Annotated in this window: 16 protein-coding genes and 3 pseudogenes; 8 read left to right on the top strand and 11 right to left on the bottom strand. The window is 61.7% G+C overall.

What is annotated here, in order from left to right; translation table 11 throughout:
* Positions 1-8: 8 nt before the first annotated feature.
* From VGH68_RS11965 to VGH68_RS11950, 4 genes are read right to left on the bottom strand one after another with little or no spacing between them, the layout of a single operon-like run.
* On the bottom strand, positions 9-1,469 hold the full coding sequence (locus tag VGH68_RS11965; RefSeq protein WP_331603833.1) for an efflux transporter outer membrane subunit: 1,461 nt from the start codon (positions 1,467-1,469) through the stop codon (positions 9-11).
* Entirely contained in the window at positions 1,466-3,649 is a 2,184-nt protein-coding gene (locus tag VGH68_RS11960) for an efflux RND transporter permease subunit (protein ID WP_331603850.1), read from the bottom strand. The genes VGH68_RS11965 and VGH68_RS11960 overlap by 4 nt, the downstream gene beginning before the upstream one ends.
* Complete coding sequence (locus VGH68_RS11955) at positions 3,609-4,526, bottom strand: efflux RND transporter permease subunit (RefSeq protein WP_331603832.1); 918 nt, start codon at positions 4,524-4,526, stop codon at positions 3,609-3,611. Before VGH68_RS11955 ends, VGH68_RS11960 begins: the two co-directional genes overlap by 41 nt.
* Positions 4,523-5,494, bottom strand: coding sequence for an efflux RND transporter periplasmic adaptor subunit (locus tag VGH68_RS11950; RefSeq protein WP_331603831.1), 972 nt, complete (start codon positions 5,492-5,494; stop codon positions 4,523-4,525). The genes VGH68_RS11955 and VGH68_RS11950 overlap by 4 nt, the downstream gene beginning before the upstream one ends.
* Positions 5,495-5,882: 388 nt before the next feature.
* On the opposite strand from VGH68_RS11950, the gene VGH68_RS11945 reads away from it, so the two are divergent.
* Positions 5,883-6,314 carry a hypothetical protein gene (locus VGH68_RS11945; RefSeq protein WP_331603830.1) on the top strand — a complete coding sequence of 144 codons (432 nt, stop codon included), beginning with the start codon at positions 5,883-5,885 and terminating at the stop codon, positions 6,312-6,314.
* 628 nt (positions 6,315-6,942) lie between these two features.
* Here VGH68_RS11945 and VGH68_RS11940 read toward each other — a convergent pair.
* The 4 genes from VGH68_RS11940 to VGH68_RS11925 form a co-directional block, all read right to left on the bottom strand.
* Complete coding sequence (locus tag VGH68_RS11940; RefSeq protein WP_331603829.1) at positions 6,943-7,113, bottom strand: hypothetical protein; 171 nt, start codon at positions 7,111-7,113, stop codon at positions 6,943-6,945.
* A gap of 838 nt (positions 7,114-7,951) precedes the next feature.
* A complete protein-coding gene (locus VGH68_RS11935) occupies positions 7,952-8,392 on the bottom strand; it encodes a hypothetical protein (RefSeq protein WP_331603828.1) in 441 nt (146 codons plus the stop codon).
* A 1,483-nt stretch (positions 8,393-9,875) separates the two neighbouring features.
* Positions 9,876-10,850: a ParB/RepB/Spo0J family partition protein gene (locus VGH68_RS11930; RefSeq protein WP_331603827.1), complete on the bottom strand. Its 975-nt coding sequence runs from the start codon at positions 10,848-10,850 to the stop codon at positions 9,876-9,878.
* Positions 10,847-12,058, bottom strand: coding sequence for a ParA family protein (locus VGH68_RS11925; protein WP_331603826.1), 1,212 nt, complete (start codon positions 12,056-12,058; stop codon positions 10,847-10,849). Before VGH68_RS11925 ends, VGH68_RS11930 begins: the two co-directional genes overlap by 4 nt.
* 1,036 nt (positions 12,059-13,094) lie before the next feature.
* Here VGH68_RS11925 and VGH68_RS11920 point away from each other — a divergent pair.
* Positions 13,095-14,498 (top strand): replication initiation protein, encoded by a 1,404-nt coding sequence (locus VGH68_RS11920; protein ID WP_331603825.1) that lies wholly within the window; start codon positions 13,095-13,097, stop codon positions 14,496-14,498.
* A 125-nt stretch (positions 14,499-14,623) separates the two neighbouring features.
* Here the strand turns inward: VGH68_RS11920 and VGH68_RS11915 are convergent, their stop codons facing one another.
* Both VGH68_RS11915 and VGH68_RS11910 read right to left on the bottom strand, forming a co-directional pair.
* Positions 14,624-16,111, bottom strand: a complete 1,488-nt coding sequence (locus tag VGH68_RS11915) for a GntP family permease (RefSeq protein ID WP_331603824.1) — start codon at positions 16,109-16,111, stop codon at positions 14,624-14,626.
* Positions 16,112-16,113: 2 nt separating this feature from the next.
* Complete coding sequence (locus VGH68_RS11910; RefSeq protein ID WP_331603823.1) at positions 16,114-17,157, bottom strand: patatin-like phospholipase family protein; 1,044 nt, start codon at positions 17,155-17,157, stop codon at positions 16,114-16,116.
* 424 nt (positions 17,158-17,581) lie between these two features.
* Between VGH68_RS11910 and VGH68_RS11905 the strand changes: the two genes are divergently transcribed.
* The 6 genes and pseudogenes from VGH68_RS11905 to VGH68_RS11880 all read left to right on the top strand — a co-directional run bounded on the left by VGH68_RS11905 (position 17,582) and on the right by VGH68_RS11880 (position 23,382).
* The gene (locus tag VGH68_RS11905; RefSeq protein ID WP_331603822.1) at positions 17,582-17,953 is read left to right on the top strand and encodes a GFA family protein; all 372 of its coding nucleotides are present in this window, start codon (positions 17,582-17,584) and stop codon (positions 17,951-17,953) included.
* Positions 17,950-18,072 (top strand): hypothetical protein, encoded by a 123-nt coding sequence (locus tag VGH68_RS11900; protein ID WP_331603821.1) that lies wholly within the window; start codon positions 17,950-17,952, stop codon positions 18,070-18,072. The genes VGH68_RS11905 and VGH68_RS11900 overlap by 4 nt, the downstream gene beginning before the upstream one ends.
* A gap of 7 nt (positions 18,073-18,079) precedes the next feature.
* The gene (locus VGH68_RS11895) at positions 18,080-18,820 is read left to right on the top strand and encodes a response regulator (protein ID WP_331603820.1); all 741 of its coding nucleotides are present in this window, start codon (positions 18,080-18,082) and stop codon (positions 18,818-18,820) included.
* Positions 18,817-20,142 carry a HAMP domain-containing sensor histidine kinase gene (locus VGH68_RS11890; RefSeq protein WP_331603819.1) on the top strand — a complete coding sequence of 442 codons (1,326 nt, stop codon included), beginning with the start codon at positions 18,817-18,819 and terminating at the stop codon, positions 20,140-20,142. The genes VGH68_RS11895 and VGH68_RS11890 overlap by 4 nt, the downstream gene beginning before the upstream one ends.
* Before the next feature lie 510 nt (positions 20,143-20,652).
* A pseudogene (locus tag VGH68_RS11885) lies at positions 20,653-22,074 on the top strand (basic amino acid/polyamine antiporter).
* 118 nt (positions 22,075-22,192) lie between these two features.
* Positions 22,193-23,382: pseudogene (locus VGH68_RS11880) on the top strand (arginine deiminase).
* Positions 23,383-23,531: 149 nt separating this feature from the next.
* Here the strand turns inward: VGH68_RS11880 and VGH68_RS11875 are convergent.
* A pseudogene (locus VGH68_RS11875) lies at positions 23,532-23,868 on the bottom strand (MFS transporter); the annotation flags it as partial.

Genomic DNA, 23,868 nt, shown 5'->3' with positions numbered 1-23,868 from the left:
CCTCCGTATTACTGCGAGGCCGGCGCTGGCGCGTTCGCCACCGCCGGCGGATTGGCTAGCCAGCCACCGCCCATTGCCCTGAACAGTGCGAACTGCGCCTGCAGCTTGCCGGCCTCTTCCGTCACCTGCGACGACTGGCTTTCGAGTAATGCCACGCGAACCTGATCGATATCGACACGACCCGTATCGCCCACTTCATAGCGACGTTGCACCTGGCTCAACTGCGTAGTGCGCCGCGTCACTTCTTCGTTGCGCGCCCTGAACAGTTCGTCCTGCCGGTTCAAACGCGCCAGCGCGCGTTCGACGTCGTAAAGCGCGCCCAGCGCGGTCTTCTCATACGCGAACATCGCCTGCTGCGCCTGTGCGTCCGATGACTCCACCTGCGATCGCCGCGCGCCGAAATCGATCAGCGGCATCGCCATCGCCGCGCCGAACAGCCAGAACGTGCTCGGCCCGAGGCTTTGGCCGGCGATTTCCCAGCCGTTGCGCGCGAGCAGCCCGCTCAGCGACACGGTCGGCCAGTAATTGAGCCGCGCGACATCCGATTGCCTCACCGCTGCGTTCACACGCGCCTGTGCCGCAATCAGATCGGGGCGCCGCATCAGCAGGTCGACGGGCTGGCCCGGCTCGATCGCCGGCAGCGCCGTCATCAACGTGTCGCTTTCGTCCAGCATCCCGGCGAATTGCGCGGGCTGTACCCCGCACAGGTTCTGCAGATTGAGCCGCGCCTGGGCAATGCCGGTCTCCACTTCCTGCAAACGCGCATCGACTTGCGCGCGGCCGGCGCGCGCCGCTTCGATGTCGGTGCCGAGCACGAGGCCCGCGGTAAAGCTCTTTTGTGCGATCTGCACGAAGTCGTCCGCGATCACGCGGCTTTGCTGGAGGATCGTGCGCTGACGCAGCAGCCCGCGATACGTAACGTACAGATCCGCGACGCCCGAAACGACGCTTAGCCGCACCGCCTCGGCGTCGCCCGCTGCCGCGCGGGCCTGTTCGCGTGTCGCCGAGAGCCGCGCGCGGCCTTGCCCGAACAGGTCGATCTCCCATTGCGCCTGTAAGCCGACACGCCAGAACTGCGCATCGGTATTGTTGATGCCGAGCAGTTCCTCGAACTCCAGCTGCGTTTCACCGCCGTGGTACTTCGCGGCGCTCACGCCCACGCCAACCGATGGCAACAGCTGCGAGCGAGCCGCACGAATGCCCGCCTGCACCGGGTCGACGCGTGCATAAGCCGTCGCGATATCGAAGTTATGCGCGAGCGCGAGCTCGACAAGCCTGTTCAACGTTGGATCGTTGTACTGGGTCCACCACGTCGCAAGATCGTGCGCGGACATCGGCGTGGCCGCGGCCGGTTGTGCCTCCGCATATTGCCCGGGAAGCTCGGCGGGTCGATCGAGCTGCAACGACCCGCAGCCGGTTTCAAGCAGCAACGCCGCGATCGCAAGAAGATAAGGACACGCGCGGATCATTCTGCCTCCGGATGTCGACCCGGCTCCCATTCCGCCTGCTTGATCGAAAACAGCATCGCATACAGGGCGGGCACGGCGACCATCGTGAGTACCGTGGCAAAAGCCAGGCCGGACATGATGGTGATCGCCATGTCCTTGAAGAAAGGATCCCACAACAAAGGCGCCATCCCGAGCGCCGTCGTGCCCGCCGATAGGACCACGGGCCGCAGACGGCTCATCGAACCGTGCACGACCGCCTGCATGCGCGGCACACCGGCGGCGATCTGATCGTCGATCTCCTGAACCAGCACCACACCGTTCTTGATCAGCATGCCGATCAGGCTCAATAGGCCGAGCAGCGCCATGAAACCGAACGCGCCGCGGAATGTCAGCAGGCCGAGCGTCACGCCGCAGATCGACATCGGCACCACGAGCAGCACGACGAGCGCCGGCTTCAGCCGCCCGAACATCATCAGCACGAGCAGCGCCATGCCGATAAGGCCAAGCGGCAACTGACGGAACAGACTCTCCTGCGCGCGTGTCGACGATTCATGCTCGCCGCCCCATTCGAAGCGATAGCCGGGAGGCAGCTCGATGGCCTCGACTCTCCGGCGGATGCGGTTGAACGCGTCGACGCTGTTCTGCCCGTATATCGGATTGGCCGATACCGTGAGCGTGCGAATACGGTCCTCCCGTGCAATCTGGCCTTCCTCGGTACCGATCGTGAAGCCGTCGACCACATCGCCGAGCGGCACATAACGGCGCAGCCCCGCGCTGAACACCTGGAGGTCCGGCAGACCAGCCACACCACGGGTGTAATCGGGCGAACGCAGTACGATCGGCAGCAACTGATCGCCTTCGCGATAGATGCCCGCCCTCAGGCCTGCGGTCGCGTAGGCCATCGTGTCGGCGACCTGCCGGCGCGTGACACCGAGAGAACGCGCGCGCGATTCGTCGAATTGCGGGCGCACGATACTGATCGGGGTTTCCCAATCGTCGCGAATCGCGATGATCCGGCCGTCCGCTGTCAGCACGTCCTGCGCTTGCTGCGACAAATGGCGCAGCACCGCGGGATCGGGACCGGAGAAGCGCGCCTCGATCGCCGCCCCGCCGCCGGGTCCGAAGTTCGGTCGCGTGACAGTCCAATGCTGTTCGGGAAAGCGCTTCTTCAGATCCGCCTCGATGTCCGGAATCATGTCGTCGATGATTGCGGCGTCCCGCACGCCGACGATGAACTGCGCGTACGACGGGTCGCGCGTCTCAGGATCGTAGACAAGGAAGAAGCGCGTGGCGCCGGAGCCCACATAGGTCTGCACGTTGGTGACGCCCGCATGCTCGAGCAGCACCTGCTCCACCTGACGGCTCTTTTCGTCGACCGCGCGGATATCGGCGCCACGCGGCAAGCGCATGTCGACATAGAAGATCGGCGTGGTCGACGCCGGGAAGAAGCTTTGTTCGACGAAGCGAAACGCCCATCCCGCCAGCACGGTCAGCACCACCAGCGCGACCACCACGATCACGCGCTTGCCCGTCACCCAGTCGAGCAATGCGCCATAGCGCTGATAAAGCTTCGATCCGAACGGGTCCGCGTCGATGATGTCTTTCGGCCGGAACAGATAGGTGCCGAACAGCGGCGTGAGCCCAATCGCGACCACCCAGCTAAATAGCAGCGAAATCGCCGCGACGGCGAACAGCGACGCGCAAAATTCACCGACCGCGTCCGGCGACAGGCCGATTCCCGAGAACGCGAGAATCCCGACCACCGTCGATGCGAGCAGCACCCACTGGCTTTGCTTCAGAATTTCGGTCGCCGCCTGCAGATGCGACATGCGTCGCTGCACCTTCACGAGCATGCCCTCGACCACCACGATACTGTTATCGGTCAGCATGCCCATCACGATGATCAACGCACCGAGCGAAATACGCTGCAGCTCGATGCCCGCCGCGTACATCACCAGCAGCGTGCCGAGAATCGACAGGAACAGCTCGACGCCGAGTACCACCCCCGCGCGGCAGCCCAGCCCGATGCCCAGCGCCACGCCGACGATCGCAACCGACAACAGCACATCGAAGATAAAGCCTCGCACGCTTTCGTCGACCACCTGCGGCTGATCGTAGAGCGAATGCAGTTCCATGCCGATCGGGCGCTCGCGCGCCAGTTCAACGAGTCTCGCGTTGATTTCCTGACCGACCCTCACCACGTTGACCCGAGGCCGCGCGCTGATGCCGATCGTGACCGCGGGGGTGCCCGTCGTATCGGATGATCTGGTTCGGAATCGCCGCATAGCCGTGGCTCACCCGCGCGATGTCGCCAAGCAGAAGCGGCCCCGGTGTATTGCCGACCGGCAGCGAACGAACGGCCTGCAGCGAATCGAGCGATCCGCTCGGCGCAATCCGCAGTTGCAGATCGCCGACCCGTTCGCGGCCCGCCGCACGTACCTCGTTCTGAAGGAAGAGCGTTTGCGCGAGATCGTCGGTGGACAGGTTATTGGCGATCAGTTGTGACTGGTCGACGTCGACCGAAATCTGCTCCTGCTGGTTGCCGGCGATCACGATGTCGGACACGTCGTCGAGCGTCAGCAACTGCCGGCGCAGTTCGCGTGCGTAGTCATAGAGTTGCGCCTGCGTGTAGCCTTCGCCGGTCAGCGCGTAGAACATCCCGTAGACATCGCCGAAGCGGTCGGCAACGATCGTCGGGCCGGCGCCCGGAGGCAAACGCACCTGCGCGTCGGAAACCGCGTTGCGCAACTCGTCCCACACCTGCGGCAATTGCGCCGACGTGAACTGGTCGCGAATCTGTACGCGGATTTCCGAGTAGCCGGGCATCGAGCGTGAAGTCAGCTTCTCCATCTGCGGCATCTGCTGGATCGCGCTTTCGAGCCGGTCCGTCACCTCCTGCTCGACTTCGTGCGCGCTTGCACCGGGGTAAAGGGTGACGACGACCGCGGCCTTGATCGTGAAGTTGGGGTCTTCGAGCCTGCCGATGTTGTAGTACGCGAAGAGGCCACCCAACAATGAGATGAGTGTCAGCACCCACGCGATCAGCGGCTTTTCGATAAGGGGGCGCGCGAGGTTCATTGAGGTGCGTCCAATGGACGGACAGCCATCCCCTCTTTCATGAACTGGGAACCGCCTGCCACCACCCGATCGCCCTGCACTACCGCGCCCGCGACGACTGCATCGTCATTGCGGATTTCACTCACATTCACCGGCACCGCATGCACGCGGCCCGACGCGGCATCGTAGCGCCACAGACTGCGCTGACCGTCAGCGCCGATCGACACGGCGGCCATGGGAACGGCAAGATAGGCGCGATCGCGCTGCGCGACCTGGCGTGCGGTATCGGAAATCTGCACACGCAACGCCATGCCGGGAAACAGCATCGCGCTTTGCTGTCCCTCGATGGAGAAGACCAGCCGATAGCCGGAAGAAGCCGGGCTGGTTTGCGTCGTCCGCTCACGGAAGACCAGAGGAAAGCGGGTCTGCGGCCGCTCGGGCAGCCACGCTTCTGCCCGCAGCGTCGTGTCGACCCACAGCCGCTCAGCAATGCTCTGCGGAAGGTCGACGCCGATATCGACGCGGCCGAGGTTTTCGAAATTGAATGCCGGCGCGCCCGCCTGCACGGTCTGCTCGATCTCGATGTTGCGACGCGCGAGCCGGCCATCGAACGGCGCGACGAGCCGGGCATTGCGCAGATCGCGGTTAGCCAGGTCACGGGCTGCGCGCGCGGCGTCCGTCGACGCTGACAACTGCTCATACGCCGCCTGCGACAGGATGCCGTCCTTGCGCAGCACCGCCTGGCGCTTCAGGTTGTCGCTCAACTGCTGGTACTGTGCGTTGGCGCGTTCGAGCTGCAGCTTGTAGGGCTCGTCATCGATACGCGCGATCAGCTGTCCGCGTTTGACCGATGCCCCTTCGAGCACCGCGATCTGCACGACGCGGCCCGGTACCTGGAAGGCGAGCGGCGAGATACTGGTCTGCTCGACCCGTCCTGTGAAGATGCGAATGGCCGATGCATCGGCGGGTTCGAGCTTGGTAAGCTGCACGGCCGGCCTGGCATCGCCGCTGGCCGTTTCGGGCTGCCGTTGACACGCCGGCAGTGAAAGCGCAAGCACACAGCAGGTCAATGCAGCGCCGGCTAATCGGCAAACCCGCCGTGCATCGGGGAGTTCTGCGTTCATGACGTCCTCGGCTGACTACTGATGCAACCCATGCTGTACGCAGGAGGCAATGCATCTGACGGTCCGGCGAATGCGTGCTTTACAGGTTACTCAGGAACTCATTGGATCCGCAACAGCAGGTGGATCATCGTGCATCCGCCACAACATTCGAAGTCATGTCTGGCGCAGGTCACTGCACCCTTTCTGTTGTCATTGCCGCACTGTCGTTCGAGCAGTGCAATAGATAACCAATGTGTTCTTTGCGTTAAAGGCAATGACCGGAACTCCGCTGATCGCACGTCTGTTCTCGTTGTCGAATTGCTTCGTAGGACTGGCGAAGATCGACGGAATGGACAAATCGATCCTCGAAAAAACGTCGTCTATTCCTGCAGAACTGAAAACCGAGGCTGATTTTTGGTGCCCCGTTTGTGTCGCGTTTGTGTCCCGTTTTCGTCCCGTTTGTCACGCTGGAATTGGAATCCACAAATCGGGCCCGCCGTACGAGCATTTGAATTCCCAGACATTTCATTGCCAAGCGCAACGCGAGATGGAATGGTGGCGTGTCCTGCGAAGGTCATTGTCGGCTTTCCACCTCGTGACAGGCATCATGGCCGATCAGCGCTTGCGCCGTCAATCGCTCAACGTGCCTATCACGCTCATGGGATTTTCTTCCACCATTTTTTGCCTCGCACAGATCGTTACGTAGACGGTTATGCCAGCCCACCGGTACGGAGGATCGAACAGTGCAGGTGCTATCGATTTTCACGGCATCGCGTTTCGCCTGTGGTGAGCGGACGTCATGTTAAATCCGGTTTTTTTATTCCGAACTCCGGTATCGGTTGACTGGCGCTTGTTGCATAAGCCTATCGCCGCGCATACACTACGTTGCGAATGGATGGTGTCCTTCGGATGCTTTGATCCAATGCGCATGGCATCGGTCCGAGGCGGCGTTTCGCTATCGCAAAGCCGCGACGCGTCGCCGCCATAGTCGTTATGGATGCTGGTCTGCATCGCCGATGATCAGCGCCGGCGGATCGACGGTTCTTCCGGCAGCCGAGCCATGCCAACGGTCCACCGGACGACGACTGACCGCGTTACCGACCGCACGGCGCCGCAAAGGACGGTGCCATGTCTGGCCCGCCAGATAAGACTTCGTACTGTCGATGCCGCTTCGTTCGAAAAGGCGCACCGCCGCTTTCTCTTCGCCAGTCTGGCCGAACCGTCCTTGCAGATGGCCATCGACAACACCGCCGCCAATGCGACCGAATGGAGCAATGCGCAATCTGATTTGTGGCTCTGGGCTGTGCGATCCGCGTACGCGTTCCTGTCCTCGGTCAACGCAGTGCCACGAGCGGGCCTTCGAGGATCGTCAGACCTAGGTTCGCGACTACTACAACTAAGCGGTGCAGGACATTGCCCGAGCGCTGTTCGTGCACGGCGCGCTCGATAGCGATGTGTTCAACGGCGATCCGCATACCAAGGACATTGCCGGCTGGAGCGTTCATATCGATTTAAGCCGGTCCGGCTGCCCGAGGGCGTGCGCGAACCGCGCGAGGTGATCCCCGCGTCGCGGCTCTCGTTCGCGGGAATACGTGGCATCTACCGGCGCGATGGCCTCGGCGCCGTGATGAACGTGCCGCAGCCCGGCGCTGAAACGCATGGGCATGTCAATGCAGGCGCCGGTAAGCAGCGCGGCGACGATTCGAACGCGTACCCCAATGGCGGCGCACCGCCGCGCAATGCATTGCGTTCGGCGCCAGCGGCACGGCCGTTCAGCGACGAGTATCGATCCGCTGGCGAGGACCCTTCCATGTGCCAGACAGCCTCGAGCAGTTGCGTGAAACGAACCCGATGATTCGCGCGACCTCGCAACTGCCGACCAGCCGGCACGTGTGCTTTCATTCGATCATCGCAAGGCGCCGCGCGCGCGGGCCGCTCGACGACTCTGACGACGGCGTGGTCCCCTATCGTCGCGCTCATCTAGCTGCGGCGCTTTCGGAGAAGATGATCGTGGTTGCGCATAGCGTTCAGGAAACACGGCAGGGCATTCTAGAAGTCGGTCGATTTGCACGAAGGGCATCGATCGGATCGGTCAGCACCGGGAAATGTGCGGGACGGCGATCGCGGGGACGTGGCCGGAACGTACTTCGATTCAAGGACATGCTGCTACCGATGGCGCGCGGTATTTTCGATACATATTACGTATCAGTCACTACATGCGTGAGATCGAATCGCACGCGTTGCGCTTTCTTACGCGGTTGTCGGCGACCCTTGCCGAATTAGTGCACAAAGCGCGCGTTGGCCGTGAAACATTCCATCGTTTCGGCATAATTTCTTTTAAAATCAATAGCTTATCTCGTTGTGCCGATAGAAAATGAATGTTTCACGGCAAATATTCACCGAATTCTGCCATTTCCACCGCAACTCTGCGTCGACAGCGCGATGCGCGGTGAAATATGCGTGCGGTCGTCTGCTGGTTGCCGCATTCACTGTCAGTCTTGGTGTTCGTGCGAACAAGGGTGCACGCAAGCCTGTGGGATTGCGAATCGACGTGGCGTCGGCGAAGCCGATGTATCTCAATGGGCTATCGGAAACGGGGGCTTGCGTGGGCGCGGCCTGCCGGATCATTCGCCACCGAGCGCGGGCGGAGCGATGCGCAAGAACCGCTTCGAAGACCAGTTTTCCGGCGACGCGCCGGCTAGCCGTAACTGGCAGATCGCGCCGCGTGCAGATGCCTGGGATCGATGTGCCTTCGATGAAGATCGCCGCTTTAGCCAGTTTCAAGTCATTGCACGGCCAACGGATCGATGAACAGGAACGGCCTTCATTGGGAAACGCGGTCGATCAACTGGCGTTGTGGCGTTGGTGCCCGGTCCGCTCAATGGAGCCTCCGGTCGCACGCGGCCCCACAGATTTCGCCACGTGACCGCGTGGACTTCGCCAGCGGCCGCAGAGCAGGAGCAACGGCGACCTGTGCACCAACTGACCCCTCACGCTATCTGGCCGCGTCGGCCGCCGTCGCGCCGGATTGACTTGGACGAACGAGATCAAAATTATCGCTCGCTCGGATGCTCGTGGGCATGCGGGCCGGCGAGCGAGAATCAGCAGAGCACTTGTCGGCGGCGAGTCGTAGACACAATTTCGCCGTGTGGTCTCTTCGGCCGGGACTGGACAGCCCGCGTAACTAATGGGGCCATCGGTCACGTTTGCTTCCGGGTGCGAGGGCCTTTTGACGCCGGGTCGATTGGCCAAACTGTCCACTCCATTTTGACCAGCCCGTGCGGACGCTCCTTACGGAAACAGACACGGGTTCGCACCGCGAGGGCCGGAAAGTCGCATTTCGCGGCAGATCGATCAACGACGGCCTGCTACTTTTGGCCTCCCCGTGCGACATCAACTGCCAAAGTGCACGCGACAAAGAATGTCGCTCCCCACTTGGATGCCAGTTGGGCGCCGTGACCACATAACGAGGTTGGGCGCGGGATTCCTTGCGGCCGTGATCAGGTCGCGGCCATACGAGGACCGTCGACCGGGCTCGCTGTTTTGAATTAGCTGCGTTTGCTATCAGGCCGGTCCGAGGATACCGACTTGGACTTGGACTCGGCTCACTACCCTTCGTCTCCTTTTTTCACGGACACGCCGCGTCCTGAGAGCCAGGCTGCATCCTTATGGGCGGAGATAGTCGGGGCCGCGCGAGCACACATCCGCAATGCGATGGGCCGGCGCACGCGGTCTATGCGGAAAAGACCCGGTCCGATGTGTAAACCTCAGCGCCCAAAGCTGCCCGCACTCGGGCTTTTACAACCGATGCGTGTCGCGTCGGTACCTAAAACGCAGTCGCGGTCGGCGCTTCTGCTCCGCGCACAGAGCGGCGAGCGGCGAGCGGCGAGAATCCACGACCCGATCCTGCGCGTTCGCTTATTGCCGCCCCCATGACTCGCGACAGCGCGGCCTCCATCCGGTGTAGATTGATCTATCGGACCGACGCAAATCGTTGCCTCCGCGGTCAGCTTTCACGAGGGAGTGCGCAAGCAGGTGCGGTTCGTGGTGCGGGAAGGTATGGCCAATTCCGCCCCAATCGGAGATTCGGCGTGCGCTAGCCTCGTTTCAACATCCGTGGACAGCGAGCCGTTGTCGCGCCGTCCCCGGTGTCTAGACTCTAGACACTCGCTGTCGAGACTCTAGACACTTCCGCTTTGATCCGGCGCGATTGAATGGCAACAAAAAAGCCCGCACGCGGCGGGCTTCGTGTGCAGACCATGAATCCTCAGCTCGTCTTGGGCTGGGGCTCGAACATCTGTCCAATCAGTTGCCGAATCTGGATTTCCTGGGCTTCCGTGATCACGCCAGTCTTGATCTTTACAGTGAAATTGCTGATGTCCTTGGTGATACTGCCGGCGTGCTCACGCCCGGCAAAAAACTTCTCGATGCTACGACCACCGGTTCCGGCAGAAGTCGTCTGCCGGGTCGCTAGCGCAGTAATAGCCGCTGCGACCTTGCCCTGATCTATCTCGCCCTTTGCCAGAAGTGGCCAGATCTCGCGAGCGGCCTTGACGCCGTCATCACCGTGTTTCTTTATCGTCGCGGCAATTGCCTGCGCCGCGGTTCCGCCCAGGAGACGCGGCTGAATATCGAGATCCTGCTTGATGAAGTCCGGGAGGTTTTCGAATGCGAGAAACTGGTAGAGGCCCGCGCGCGACAGACCCATCGCTTCCGCCAGTCGCTTGCGATTCGGAAACTCCGCCTCCGATCTCCGAATCGACACGCCGATCTCATAATCGGTCAGATCGTCGCGACTGATGTTCTCAACCATCGCGAGGACCGCCATGTCGGAATCGGAGCAGTCCGCAACGACCGCCTTGATCGTGTCCAGATCGAGCATTTTGTGCGCGCGCCAACGGCGTTCGCCGGCGACAATCTGATAGTCGTCGGCGACACGACGCACCACGATCGGCTGCATGAGCCCGACTTCGCGAATCGATTCGGCGAGTTCTGCAAGCTTGGCTTCGTTGAACACGCGTCGCGGCTGCCAGGGGTTCGGCAAAATGCCCGCGACCGGCAACTGCGACGCGACGCCCGTCGACTCCAATTCCTGAACCCGAAGTTGCGCAACGGCCAGTGCGCCGGCAAGACCCGGCGCGGTCTGCGTGCGGTTGTTCCGCTTCACTTCGTCCTCGTTAATGGACGAAGTCTTGCGAATGCCGGATGTCTTGGCCAGCAACTGTTCTCGCATATTGCTCATTGCGCGTTCCTCCATTTTTCCGAATAGATTTCGTCGATCCAGCGACAGTAGTCGACGAGGGGCTGCCGGACGCGTTGCAGCGACTTGGCTGCGCTGTGATTGCTGCTGATGTCGAAAACCGTCGAAAAGGCCAACGCTCCGGTGCTCATCACCGAGCTGGCTGGTACCTCGATCGAATGCAGCCAGTTTTCGTACGCGCTTTGCGCCCAAGCCCGCACGATGGGCGCCGACGAATTTCGCCCGTAGTCGACCCGTGAAAGCACCAGCGACACGAAGTCGTATTTTTTGTCTTTCTCGTATTTGATAAAGCTCTTCGACACATCTGAAAAGAGTCGCCAGAACGACAGTGAGCTGATGAAGTCGAGATTTTCCGGGACCATCGGCATCACCATTGCATCGGCAGCCATCAGTGCGTTCAGATTGAGATACGACAGCGACGGCGACGTATCCATCAAAATGTAGTCGTACTTCTTCCGCAGCGGCTCGAGGCCCTGCCGCAACACGGTCCAGAAGCGGAAACCCGGCCTCACCTTTTGCATCGCCGGCAGATGAAATTCGGCGCCGATCAATTCGGTGTGTGCCGGAATCACATCGATGCCATCCCAGTACGTCGACTGTACCCGGCCTTCCAGCCCCCCTTCGACGTCCTGCTCATAAACGTACGGCAACACTGTATCTTCCGGCGTCACGTCTTTTTCGGCGTACAAACCGCACAGTTCGGAGAGGGACGCCTGCGGATCAAGGTCGACCACGAGTACCTTGCGGCCGCGCAACGACAGACCTTGGGCAAGGCACATCGTCGTGGTGGTCTTTGCCGACCCACCTTTAAGTTGAGCGGTAATGATGATTTTCCCGTCCGGCTCCTTAAGGCGGGTCACCAGCGGAGTCTGATAAATATCGGAGATTTTCTGCACCCAGATACGCGCTTCTTCCAGGGTGAATGTGCGAGTACGGCCCGTGCCAGCCGCCGTGCCCGACGGCAGTTCGCCGTCGCCTTTGGTCGCGAGGTATTGAACCTGGGAATGCGAGACGTTGCACATCTCGGCGATCTCTCCCGTCTTGAAGACAGGTGCCGTCTTTCGCGGACGGGGAGCCAGAATCGTGTCACGCAGTTCGTTAGTAAAAATCGTGACTTTTTCCGCAAACTGGCTGATCTGTTCAAAGTGAACGGTTCGGTCTACGGCAGGAAGTTGGCTCGTTCTGACCATTCTGAGGTTTTTCCGTAAAATTCTAGAAACCTCAGAATACAGGAAATGCTTGAGAATAGCTTTTTAAATTACTGTTTTCACGCCATTTTTGCAGATTTGTCAGTGCCGCACGCGTATTTCCGTCGTCACACCGACACCTGAAGCGCGACGATCCAAGCGCCGTCATCTTGGCCGGGCACAAATGACCTCACCATCCTGATGTGCGTGTCCGCCGGAACGCGGCTCTGTGCTCAAAAGAACGGCAGCTGGTGAGGTCGTTTGTGCATTTTCCTATTTCTCGGTCTCCAGAACATGAGGATGAACACAATCAACCTCACCTTGGCGTGGCCCACCGCGCGCCGCTGGCGCCTCCAACGGCTCCTGGAAGCTCACCAAAGCGGCAATGCACAACGAACCTCACCTAGAAGCCATCTATTCAACGCAGCAAACGCCTCGGGGATGGGGCCACGCACACGTTTCGCAGCAATCGAACCTCTGTCGAGCATAATCCGGCCTACCGTTTCGCCGTACCGGAAAACGACAGTTCCAAATGGGCACAATGAACCTCACCATGCCGCGGTGCATTCTCTCTTTTGCAAAACTTGGTTAGTTCGTTTTTTTAAAACGAGAACAAACCCACAAACCAACGGCAACTGCCGATCCTCAATAATTTCAACGGGTTGACGTCCCAAAGGTGAGGTGCTTTGTGCTGAAGGTGAGGTTAGGTGTGCAAGCAGGTGCGGTTCGTTGTGCAGGAAGGTGAGGCTAATTCCGCACCAACGTGAGATTGGGTGTGTAGACGGCGGTTCGGATCCGCGAAGGTGAGGTAGCTTGTGCGGCCAGCCAAAACCGCGCTCAGAGCGTTGTCGCGCAACGCTTCGCGTCGCGCGCACGCGTCGGCAGGTGAGGTTCATTGTGCCTTTGGTGAGGTTCTATGTGCACGACGGCCACGCCATTCCCCGGATCGCCGCTGCGACTCTCGATGGTGAGGTTATGTGTGTTGACAGCTCACCACCGCATGCTAGAGTCCCGGGAACGAAAAAAGTAGGCGGAGAACATGGCGACGGTCAATCCGGAAGAGGGCAAGTCAAAGGCGACGTCGCGCCAGATGGCACTCGCCTTGTTCGAGGACATGTTCGACCAGGGCTTGCGCATCAACGAAGCCAATCGCGAGATCGGCTATCAGCGTAACGACTTCTTCACCGAAATCGTCAACATGGGGCTGCCGGCCCGGCGCTTTCTCGACGCCGCCTATTTCATCGTCGCGCAGGAGCCGGAGCAGCGTGATCAGTACGACGTCGAGCTCAACTACTTCAAGTGGTTGATGCGCTACGACAGCCGCAATCTCAAGCATCTGCGCACGATTGCCGACGAAGCGCAAAACGCCAAGGTCCGCGTAACCAACACTCCGATGGACCGCGACCCGAACGAGAACGATCTGTGGGTACAGGTCCAGCTCATCGGCATGGTGGGCTTTCACCGCGGGAGGATGCGTTTCGATGTTCATCCGCGGCTCGTCCCGCACATTCGTGATCCGCAGAAATCGCACTGGCTGAGCCTGCGCATTTCCACCGCGTTCACGCGAAGCCTCGCGCGCGCGATCTACGACAAGGTTCTGCCGCATGTGCCGGCGGGGCGCACGGACTGGATCCAGCTCGACGAAATGCGCAACTGGCCCGGCAAAATGGGCGCGAATGCCGCGATCTTCAAATACTTCAAGCGCGACTGGCTCGAGCCGGCGGTTCGCGAGATCAACGAGGTATCGGACGTCGAGCTGTCATACGAGACGCGCACCGCGTCGACGACGTCAAAGAAAATCGACCGCATCCGCTTTCTGCTCAAGCGCAAGGACACGGCCGACGCCGTGCTCGCGAGCCTCGCGGACGCGAGCCATCTCTACAAGATCCTCACTGACGAATTCGGGCTGTCGACCAGACAGTTCACCGAAATATCCGAGAGTCGCGACGTATGGACGGACGAGCGCATCCAGCAGGCAATCGAATACACGCGTTTCAGGATCCGGCGCGGCCAGGTAAAAAAGAGTCCCGCCGGCTATCTGATGCGCGCGCTGCGCGATAACTGGAAAATGTCCGACGCCGAACGAACGATGGTCGACGTGCAGGCCAGGCTGCTGGCCGACGAGGCAGAGGAACAGGCGGTCAAAACCGAAACCAGGACGACCGTGGCGCGCACGATCGCCACGCGCGAAGAAGAAGTGCGCGCGCGCATGAACGAGGATTCGCGCAGGGGACGCGATCACTTCAATGCGGCCGATGCGAAGACGCGCCGTGAACTGATGCACGCATGGACGACATCGCGCGAGGGCAAATTGATGCTGCGCCGTATGAAGCTCGAGCCGTCGACGGTGACGGAAGAGGCGATCCTGGCGAATACCGAACTGGTCTGGTATCTGGGGCAGTTCGTTTTCGGCCGCATGAATGCGGCTCGCGTGTCGGCCTGAAAATCCGCCCGCAAAAAAGGGGAGAGGACAAGAAGGGTCTGCGCGGACGAAACGGCCGCGGCGCAGGCCTAAGCATTTCGCGGCCTGACGCTCTGAAGCAGCGTTCAAGCACCGTTCAAGCAGCCTTAGAACGACCCCACGATAGATCCCAGCACGATCACGACCACCAGCGCGAGCAGCGCGCCGAGAATCCCGACGATCACGATGTCGCGATAGCTCTCGCGGTGCGTCGAGCCGCACACCGCCAGCAGCGTTACCACCGCGCCGTTGTGCGGCAGGCTGTCGAGCGTGCCCGACGAGATCACGGCAACCCGGTGCAGCAACGCGGGGTCGATGCCGTATTGGCCGGCCAGTTGCAGATAAGTGTTGCCGAGCGCATCGAGTGCGATGGTCAGGCCGCCGGAGGCCGAGCCGGTCAGTGCGGCCAGCAGGTTCGTTGCAACCGCCAGCGACACCAGCGGGCCGCCGCCGATGCCGAGCACCCATTCACGCACGATCGCGAATGCGGGCAGCGCGGCGATCACCGCGCCATAGCCGACCAGGCTGCCAACGCTCAGCACCGGCAATACCGATGCATTGGCGCCCGCATCGATCGTCTCGCGCAGCGCCGGCAAGCGACGGCGGTTGAGCAGCACGAGCGCGACGATCGCCACCGTCAGCGCGACGCACACGCCCCACACACCACCGACGGCCGCGAGCGATGTCTCCCCCCAGCGGATGTCGGCGAGATACTCCGCGTCGATGCGCGGCAGCACGATCACGTTCATCACGAAGTTCGTCAGCACGACCAGCACGAGCGGTGTCATCGCAATACCGAACGACGGCAGATCCTCGCTGATATGGCCGCGCTGGATTTCCTCCGGGTCGAAGCTTTGCGATACCGTCGCGCGTTCGCGCACGAGGTTCGCGCTGGCCGCGGGTTTGCCTGCCGCGTCGAAGCCGTCGAAGCCTTCGTTAGCCGCCTTTGCGCGCGACTGCTGCAACGACAACCACCAGAGCCCAAACGCGACCATCACGACGCTTGCGATGAGACCGAGCCCCGGCGCGGCAAAAGGCGTGGTGCCGAAGAACGGCATCGGGATCGCATTCTGGATCGCCGGCGTGCCCGGCAACGCGGACATCGTGAACGTCGACGTGCCGAGCGCGATCGCGGCCGGCATCAAACGGCGCGGAATATTGGCCGCCTGAAACAGCGCGGTCGCCATCGGCGCGATCACGAAGAAGGCGACGAACAGACTGACGCCACCATAGGTGACGAGCGCGCCACCGATCACCACCGCGAGAATCGCCCGATGCGCGCCAAGCTTGTCCGTCATATAGGCGGCGATCGCCTTCACCGAGCCGCTGTCTTCCATCAGCTTGCCGAACAGCGCGCCAAGCAGAAACAGCGGGAAGAACTGCGCGAGAAAGCGTGCGGCGCTGAGCATGAAAGTCTGGGTCCAATGCGCCAGAACAGGTTCGCCGGATATGGCGGCAGCCAGCATCGCCGCAATCGGCGCGAGCAGCAGCACGGTCCAGCCGCGATACGCGAAGCCGATCAGCAACGCCAGGCTTGCGAGCATACCGAACAGCCCGAGGCCCACCGCGAGCGGTGACAGGATAGTGACGTCCATGGTCAGACTCCGTCGAGCAACGTGTCGAGATCGAGCGAAGAGCGCACGCCGATCAAATCGCCGTGTTCGATGAGAAAAGTCTCTGCGGCGCGCCGGCCTTCGTCGCGCAGCATCGTCAGAAAGCTCCACTCCGCGTTGAGTTTTGACGAGTAGCCGAGCTCCGTCATCACGTCGCTGGCGATCCGGTGAATGCGCATCTCCGCCCAATGGCGCCCCTCGTCGCTGCCGGCGTCCGCCGCGCGGCGCAACAGCGCGATCATGCGCAGTTCTTTCATCAGCGGCGCGTTGAACGCGACCTCGTTGAGGCGGCTGATGATGTCGCGTGCGGTGCGCGGCGTTCCATTGCGCTCGATCGGATTGACCTGGACCAGCAGCGTGTCGCTCGACGTGCATTCGCGCACCAGCGGCGTGATCGTCGGATTGCCGGCGTAGCCGCCGTCCCAATAGTCGTCGCCGTCGATCTGCACCGCCTGGAACATCGTCGGCAGACAGCCCGACGCGAGCAGCACGTTCGCCGACAGGTCGGCATTGCGGAACACACGCGCCTGGCCGGTGCGCACGCGCGTCGCGGTGATGAAGAGCTTGATCGGCGCGTCGCGCAGATGGGCGAAATCGATCGATTCGTCGAGAATTTTTTGCAGTGGATGAACGCCACGCGGATTGAGATCATACGGAGAGAACATACGCGCGGTGAGATCCATCGCGATGAACATCGGCGAATAGTCGAGCGTCCAGCGGCCCATCAGCACATCGAACGCACTGCGGCGAAACGGACTGAAGACCGCGGCTTCCGATACGCGTCGCCAGAACGCTTCGAGGGCGGCTCGCGCGCCGGCCGCGCCGCCGATCTGATAACCACTCACCAGCACGGCCGCATTCATCGCACCTGCCGAGGTCCCCGAAATCCCTTCGATTTGTAGCCACGACTCTTCCAGCACACGGTCGAGGACGCCCCACGTGAACGCGCCGTGCGAGCCGCCGCCCTGTAACGCGAGGTCGATGCGGGCAGCCGCGCGCTGGCCCGCCTGATTTTTGGTTGCAGTCAAGACAACTCCGTCAGTGGAGTGCTCCGATCGCGAGCTGGCGCCGAATGAACGGCGGACGAATGAACCGTCGAGTAGATGCGCTGTGAACGTTTGAATGTGCGTGGCAATTAGCGCGCTTCGAATGGGAAACGCCGCACCGCACCATTCCTATTGGAGGTGGGCGGTCTATAAAAGTCAAGCTTATTCCTCCGCGCTCGCCACGCTTGCGGACCTTGGGTGCATTCGACAATTGTTCACTTGCCCGCGCATTGCGATTGTGTTGGGCGATGCGGCGCAACATCGGCAAAATGCGGCAGCGCAGACGGTGCAAAGGCAGGATGATTGCAATGTTATGTATCGTCCGGGCTTCCGGATACATTACGACATAGTGTCGCCGGTGAACCAGGCTATAAAGCAGACATTGTTAACTCAGGGAGAGAGCACGATGACCACCGAGCTGCTGCAGGGATCGTGTCACTGCGGGTCAGTCAAATTCCAGGTGCGCACCGGCATCGTTCCCGCCGGCCGCTGCAATTGCAGCCTGTGCCGCCGCAAGGGCGCGCTGATGACACCGCCGTTTCCCGCCAGCGAACTGAAGATTCTGAGCGGCGAAGACTCGCTCACGCTTTACCAGTTCAATACGAAGGTCGCGAAGCACTACTTCTGCAAACACTGCGGCATTTATCCGTTTCACCAGACCCGCAGGGACGCGCAGCTGTGGCGCGTCAATATCGGCTGCCTCGCCGGTGTCGACCCGTATGCACTCGAAGCCACGGTGGCCGACGGTGCGAGCCTGTCGTTGCTGGAGGACGCATGACGCGCATCCTTGCCATCGCGGCGTTGCTCGTCGGCGGCCTCGCGGCGGAACTTGCGCATCCGCTGCAGTGCCCGCTGATCCAGCGGAGCGGTGTGCAGCTCAAACGCCGCAACAGATAATTCGTCGATGGAAAATCCCGACCACGTACTGATCGTCGACGACGATCGCGGCATTCGCGAGCTGCTTGCCGGCTACCTCGAGAAGAACGGCATGCGTGTGTCGCTGGCGGCCAACGGCCGGCAGATGCGCGCCGCGCTCGACAGCGGCGCGCCGGATCTGATCGTGCTCGACCTAATGATGCCCGGCGAAGACGGGCTGGAGTTGTGCCGCGAGCTGCGTGCCGGCAAGTTCCGCACGGTGCCGGTTCTGATGCTGACCGCGCGCAACGAGGAAGCCGACCGCATTCTGGGCCTCGAAATGGGCGCCGACGACTACCTGTCCAAACCGTTCGCTGCGCGCGAACTGCTTGCGCGAATCCGCTCCGTGCTGCGTCGCGCGCGCATGCTGCCGCCCGGCATGCAGGTGAGCGAATCGGCGCAGATGCTGTGCTTCGGCGAATGGCGGCTCGACACCACCGCGCGTCATCTGCTCGACGCGGACGGAACAATGGTTGCTTTGAGCGGCGCCGAGTACCGTCTGCTGCGCGTGTTTCTCGATCATCCGCAGCGGGTGCTCACGCGCGATCAACTGCTCAACCTGACGCAGGGGCGTCAGGCCGATCCGTTCGATCGCTCGATCGATCTGATGGTGAGCCGGCTGCGTCAACGCTTGCGGGACGGCGCGCGCGAGCCGCGTTACATCAAGACGCTGCGCAGCGAAGGCTATGTGTTCTCCGCGACGGTGACGGCCATCGGGGACCCGCAATGAACCGCTCGTCGTGGCTGCACTGGCCGCGCACGCTATTCACCCGGCTCGCGGTCATTCTGTTCGTCGGCCTGGCGCTCGCGCAGACGCTGTCGGTCTGGCTGACGATGAAGGAGCGCGACCAGACGATGACCAACGTGATGATGGGCTACATCGGGCGTGACGTCGTCAGTTCGGTCGCGCTGCTCGACCATCTGCCGCCCGATGAGCGCGCGCAGTGGTTGCCGCGTCTCGCGCGGCGCTCTTACGAGTTCGTGCTGGGCCCCGGTGTGCCGGGCCTGCCGGTCGACGCGGATCTGTCCGCGCGCGTCGCGCAATCGGTGACCGACGGCATCGGCAAGCACTACCCGTTGACCGTCAATGCGGTTCCGAGCGGCAGCGAGCGCCTGCAGATCCATCTGAAACTGAGCGACGGCATGCCGTTGACCATCGACATGCGCCCCATGTCTGGTGTACCGCTGTCGCGCTGGCTGCCGCTGGTATTGACGCTGCAACTGATCGTGCTCGCCGCGTGCTGCTGGTTCGCGGTGCGGCTCGCGACCCGACCGCTGAAACAGCTCGCGCTGGCGGCCGATACATTGGGCCCCGATCTGAAGGCGGAGCGTCTGCCCGAAACCGGACCGTCCGAAGTCGCGCGCGCCGCGCGCGCATTCAATGCGATGCAGGACCGGATCGCTACCTACATGACCGAACGCATGCAGATCCTCGCGGCCATCTCGCACGATCTGCAAACGCCGATCACGCGCATGCGCCTGCGCGTCGACACGATGGACAACGAAGCGGAAGCCGCGAAGCTGCGCCAGGACCTGCAGGAGATGGAAGCGCTGGTGAAAGAGGGCGTGACCTATGCGCGCACGATGCATGGCACGACCGAGGTGCCGCGCCGCATCGATCCCGATGCGCTATTCGACAGCCTGGTGTGCGATTACGTCGACGCCGGCCAGGATGTCGCATTGAACGGTCGCTTCGACCACTCGCTGATGCTGCGTCCGCAGGCGTTGCGCCGCATCATCGGTAATCTGGTCGACAACGCGTTGAAGTTCGGTGGCGCCGCGCAGATCGACATCACGGCATCGCCCGATGGCGAGGCGACCGTGTCGGTGCTCGACCGCGGTCCTGGCATTCCGGCCGAAGCGCTGGAAACGGTGTTCGAGCCGTTCTACCGGCTCGAAGGCTCGCGCAACCGTCAAACCGGCGGCACCGGCCTTGGGCTCGCCATTGCCCGCCAACTCGCGCTGGCGATGGACGCGACGCTGACGCTGCACAACCGCGCGGGCGGCGGTCTCGAAGCGCGGCTAACGCTGAGAAAACTGCGCGAGTCATAGCGGCCGTTGCAGTTACCGGCTCGCGTGATTGCGAGCGCAATCCACGCCGCAACCTCGTGAGCATCGTCATCACGATCTCCTGTGTTTGGCATCCGCGCCGTCTCGCCGGTTAAAAATGCAGCGCGCGTATCGCAAAAGCCAAAAACAACATTTGGCTTTTTCAGGTTTATCGCATATGGGAGCGTCCTATTGAACAGGCACAATATGCGGATTAATCAGAACGCATCGCCAACGCATTCTCACGCATTCAATCCGGATGGCTAATCGAGAATTGAGATCCAATGGTGAAAAGCGCATTGTCAAGCGCCCAACGTATCAATTAACGACGAGCCACCGCTTGAGCACGCTGTATTTGTTCTTCCCGTCAATTGACAAACGCCAACCGACGGCCCATTCTTTTCAGGTGGTAGTTGCAGAGTAAGTGGCCAGTCAGATCATGATTGGCTGCGAGACACGTTTCGTTCGATCTTATTTAGCCTCGTTAAAGACGCAACTAAAAAAGGAATCCGAATGGCGTCTGCTCCACAGAAAATGTCAAAAATGCAGCTTACCGGTATGGTGGTGGGCGGCATGGTCGGCGCAGGGATTTTTTCGTTGCCGCGGACTTTTGCCAGCGCCACCGGTCCTTTGGGCGCCATTATTGCGTGGCTGATCGCGGGCACCGGCATGTATATGCTGGCGCGCGTATTCCAGGCGCTGACGGAGCGAAAGCCCGAACTGGACGCCGGCGTGTTCGCGTACGCAAAAGCGGGCTTTGGTGATTACCCCGGCTTTCTCTCCGCATTTGGCTACTGGATCGGCAGCTGTATCGGCAATGTCTCTTACTGGGTGCTGATCAAGTCCACACTCGGCGCATTTTTCCCGATATTTGGCGAGGGCAATACGGCGGTGGCCATCATCGTCGCGTCGTGCGGCATCTGATTGTTCCATTTCATGATCTTGAGGGGCGTGCAGCAGGCGGCGTTCATCAATAGCCTCGTGACGGTCGCGAAGGTCATTCCGATTCTCGTGTTTATCGTGATCCTGATCTTCGGCTTCAGGATGGACCTGTTCCGGGCCAACCTGTATGGCGGCGGGCTCGAAGGCAATCTCTTCGAGCAGGTGCGCGCAACGATGCTGGTCACGGTGTTCGTGTTCATCGGCATCGAAGGGGCGAGCGTTTATTCGCGTTATGCAAAAGAACGCGCGCACGTCGGTCAGGCCACGATCCTCGGCTTTGTCGTCGTGACCGCGCTGATGGTGCTGGTGTCGATGCTGCCGTATGCGGTGCTCCCGCGCGCGGATGTCGCGGGCATGCGCCAGCCTTCGATGGCGGCGGTGCTGGAGTCGGTGGTCGGTCACTGGGGCGCGATCTTTGTCAGCGTGGGTCTGCTCATCTCGGTGCTCGGCGCTTATCTCGCGTGGTCGCTGATCTGCGCGGAAGTGTTGTTCACGGCGGCGAGAACCAAAGACATGCCGTCCGTGTTCGCGCGGGAGAATGCCAACAAGGTGCCGGCGAACGCGCTGTGGCTGACCAACATCGTGGTGCAGCTGCTCGTTATCAGCACCTACTTCTCCCGCGACGCGTTCGCGCTGATGCTCAACCTCACCAGTGCGATGTCGCTGATTCCGTATCTGTTCGTCGCCGCGTACGGATTCATGATTTCCAATCGCGGCGAGAGTTACGACGTGCGCCCGGGAGAGCGTCGGCGCGACCTCATCATGGCGACCATTGCCGTGATCTACACGGTCTTCATGATCTGGGCCGGCGGCCTCAAATTCATCCTGCTTTCGGCGGTGCTGTACGCGCCCGGAACCGCGCTGTACGTGTGGGCGCGGCGCGAGCAGAACAAGGGCGTGTTCGTTACATCCGACTGGATCATCTTTATCGTTGCTGCCATTGGCGCGATCGTGGGTTTGTATGGTCTTGCGACCGGCATGATCACGCTCTGATGACATTGGACTGAACACAACCGGTCAACACTGGTATTAGGAGGGCATCGTGGCGAATACAGACGGGAAATCGGGTGGTTTGGGTGTCTATTCCGAAGTCGGCCAATTGCGCAAAGTGATGGTGTGCGCGCCGGGGCTCGCGCATCAGCGCCTCACCCCGAGCAATTGCGATGAATTGCTGTTCGACGACGTGCTATGGGTCGAAAACGCGAAACGCGATCACTTCGACTTCGTCACCAAGATGCGCGACCGCGGCGTCGAGGTGGTGGAGATGCACAATCTGCTCGCCGAAACGGTGGCAGTGCCCGAAGGTAAGAAGTGGATTCTCGACAACCAGGTGGTGCCGAATCAGGTCGGCCTCGGTTTTATCGATGAATTGAGAAGCTATCTGGAAGGGCTCGAGAACCGCAAGCTCGCCGAAACGCTGATTGGCGGACTGTCGACCCACGACTTTCCGGAGGCGCACGGCGGCAAGGCGCTGGAAGTCGCGAAGCAGGCCGCGGGCGGCACCGAATATCTACTGCCGCCGTTGCCGAATACGCTGTATACGCGCGACACGACCTGCTGGATCTACGGCGGCGTCACGCTCAATGCGCTGTACTGGCCAGCGCGGCATGAAGAGACGGTTCTCACCACCGCGATCTACAAGTTCCACCCGGACTTCGCGGGTAAGGTCACCGTGTGGTGGGGCGACCCAAGCCAAGACCACGGTCTCGCGACGCTCGAAGGCGGCGACGTGATGCCGATCGGCAAGGGCGTCGTGCTGATCGGCATGAGCGAGCGCACGTCGCGTCAGGCCATCAGCCAACTCGCGGCCACGCTATTCCAGAAGGGCGCGGCCGAGCGCGTGATCGTCGCCGCGATGCCGAAGATTCGCGCGGCGATGCACCTCGACACCGTGTTTACGTTCGCCGACCGCGACTGCGTGCTGGTCGCGCCGGACTTCATGGCGAAGACGCGCACGTTCTCGTATCGGCCGAGCAGCCATCCGAGCGGCGTGGAACTGCATGCGGAAAACAAACCGTTCACCGACGTCGTGGCCGAAGCGCTGGGCCTGAAGACACTCCGCGTGGTGGAGGCGGGCGGCACCGACTATCAGCGCGAGCGCACCCAGTGGGATAGCGGTGCCAACCTGATATGCGCGTCGCCGGGCGTGGTCTATGCCTACGACCGCAACACGTACACGAACACATTGCTGCGCAAGCAGGCATCGAGGTAATCACGATCGTCGGCGCCGAACTGGGCCGTGGGCGTGGCGGCGGTCACTGCATGACCTGCCCGATCATTCGCGATCCGGTCGACTATTGACTGATCCCGCGTATGACCGCGAAGGCGCCGCCCGCTCGCAGATGAGGCGAGCGGGCGGTGGCGCGTTCATGCACTGACCGGAGGATGGCGGACGGTAGCGACGAGACGAGGTTGGTAGCGGGCGGCCAGCCTGTGCTTGCTTAGCGCGCCTAACGCTGCGTGTCGTACAGCCGGTCCGGAACGAACAGCGCGGTAATGCCGCTCAGGAAGAACACCGCGCCAACCACGAGAAAGCCGAAGCCGATCGAGAACTGGGTGGCGATGAAGCCGATGACGATCGGCGCCGCGCCCGAACAGAAACGGCCGAGGTTGTAGGAGCCGCCCACCGCGGTGCCGCGCACGGACGTCGGGAAGCTCTCCGACATGAAGGTGCCGATCGTCCCGAGCGGCACGCCATACAGAAAGCCGAACACCAGCATCAGCGTGGAAATGTTCTCGCGCGTGTGAAAGAAGATGATCACCGGCAGAAACAGCGACGCGCCGATG

Origin of the sequence: Paraburkholderia sp. (assembly GCF_036488505.1) — a bacterium.
Taxonomy (GTDB): Bacteria; Pseudomonadota; Gammaproteobacteria; order Burkholderiales; family Burkholderiaceae; genus Paraburkholderia.
Note: the sequence above shows the minus strand (reverse complement) of the source record. Positions and strands in the feature narration are given on the sequence as shown.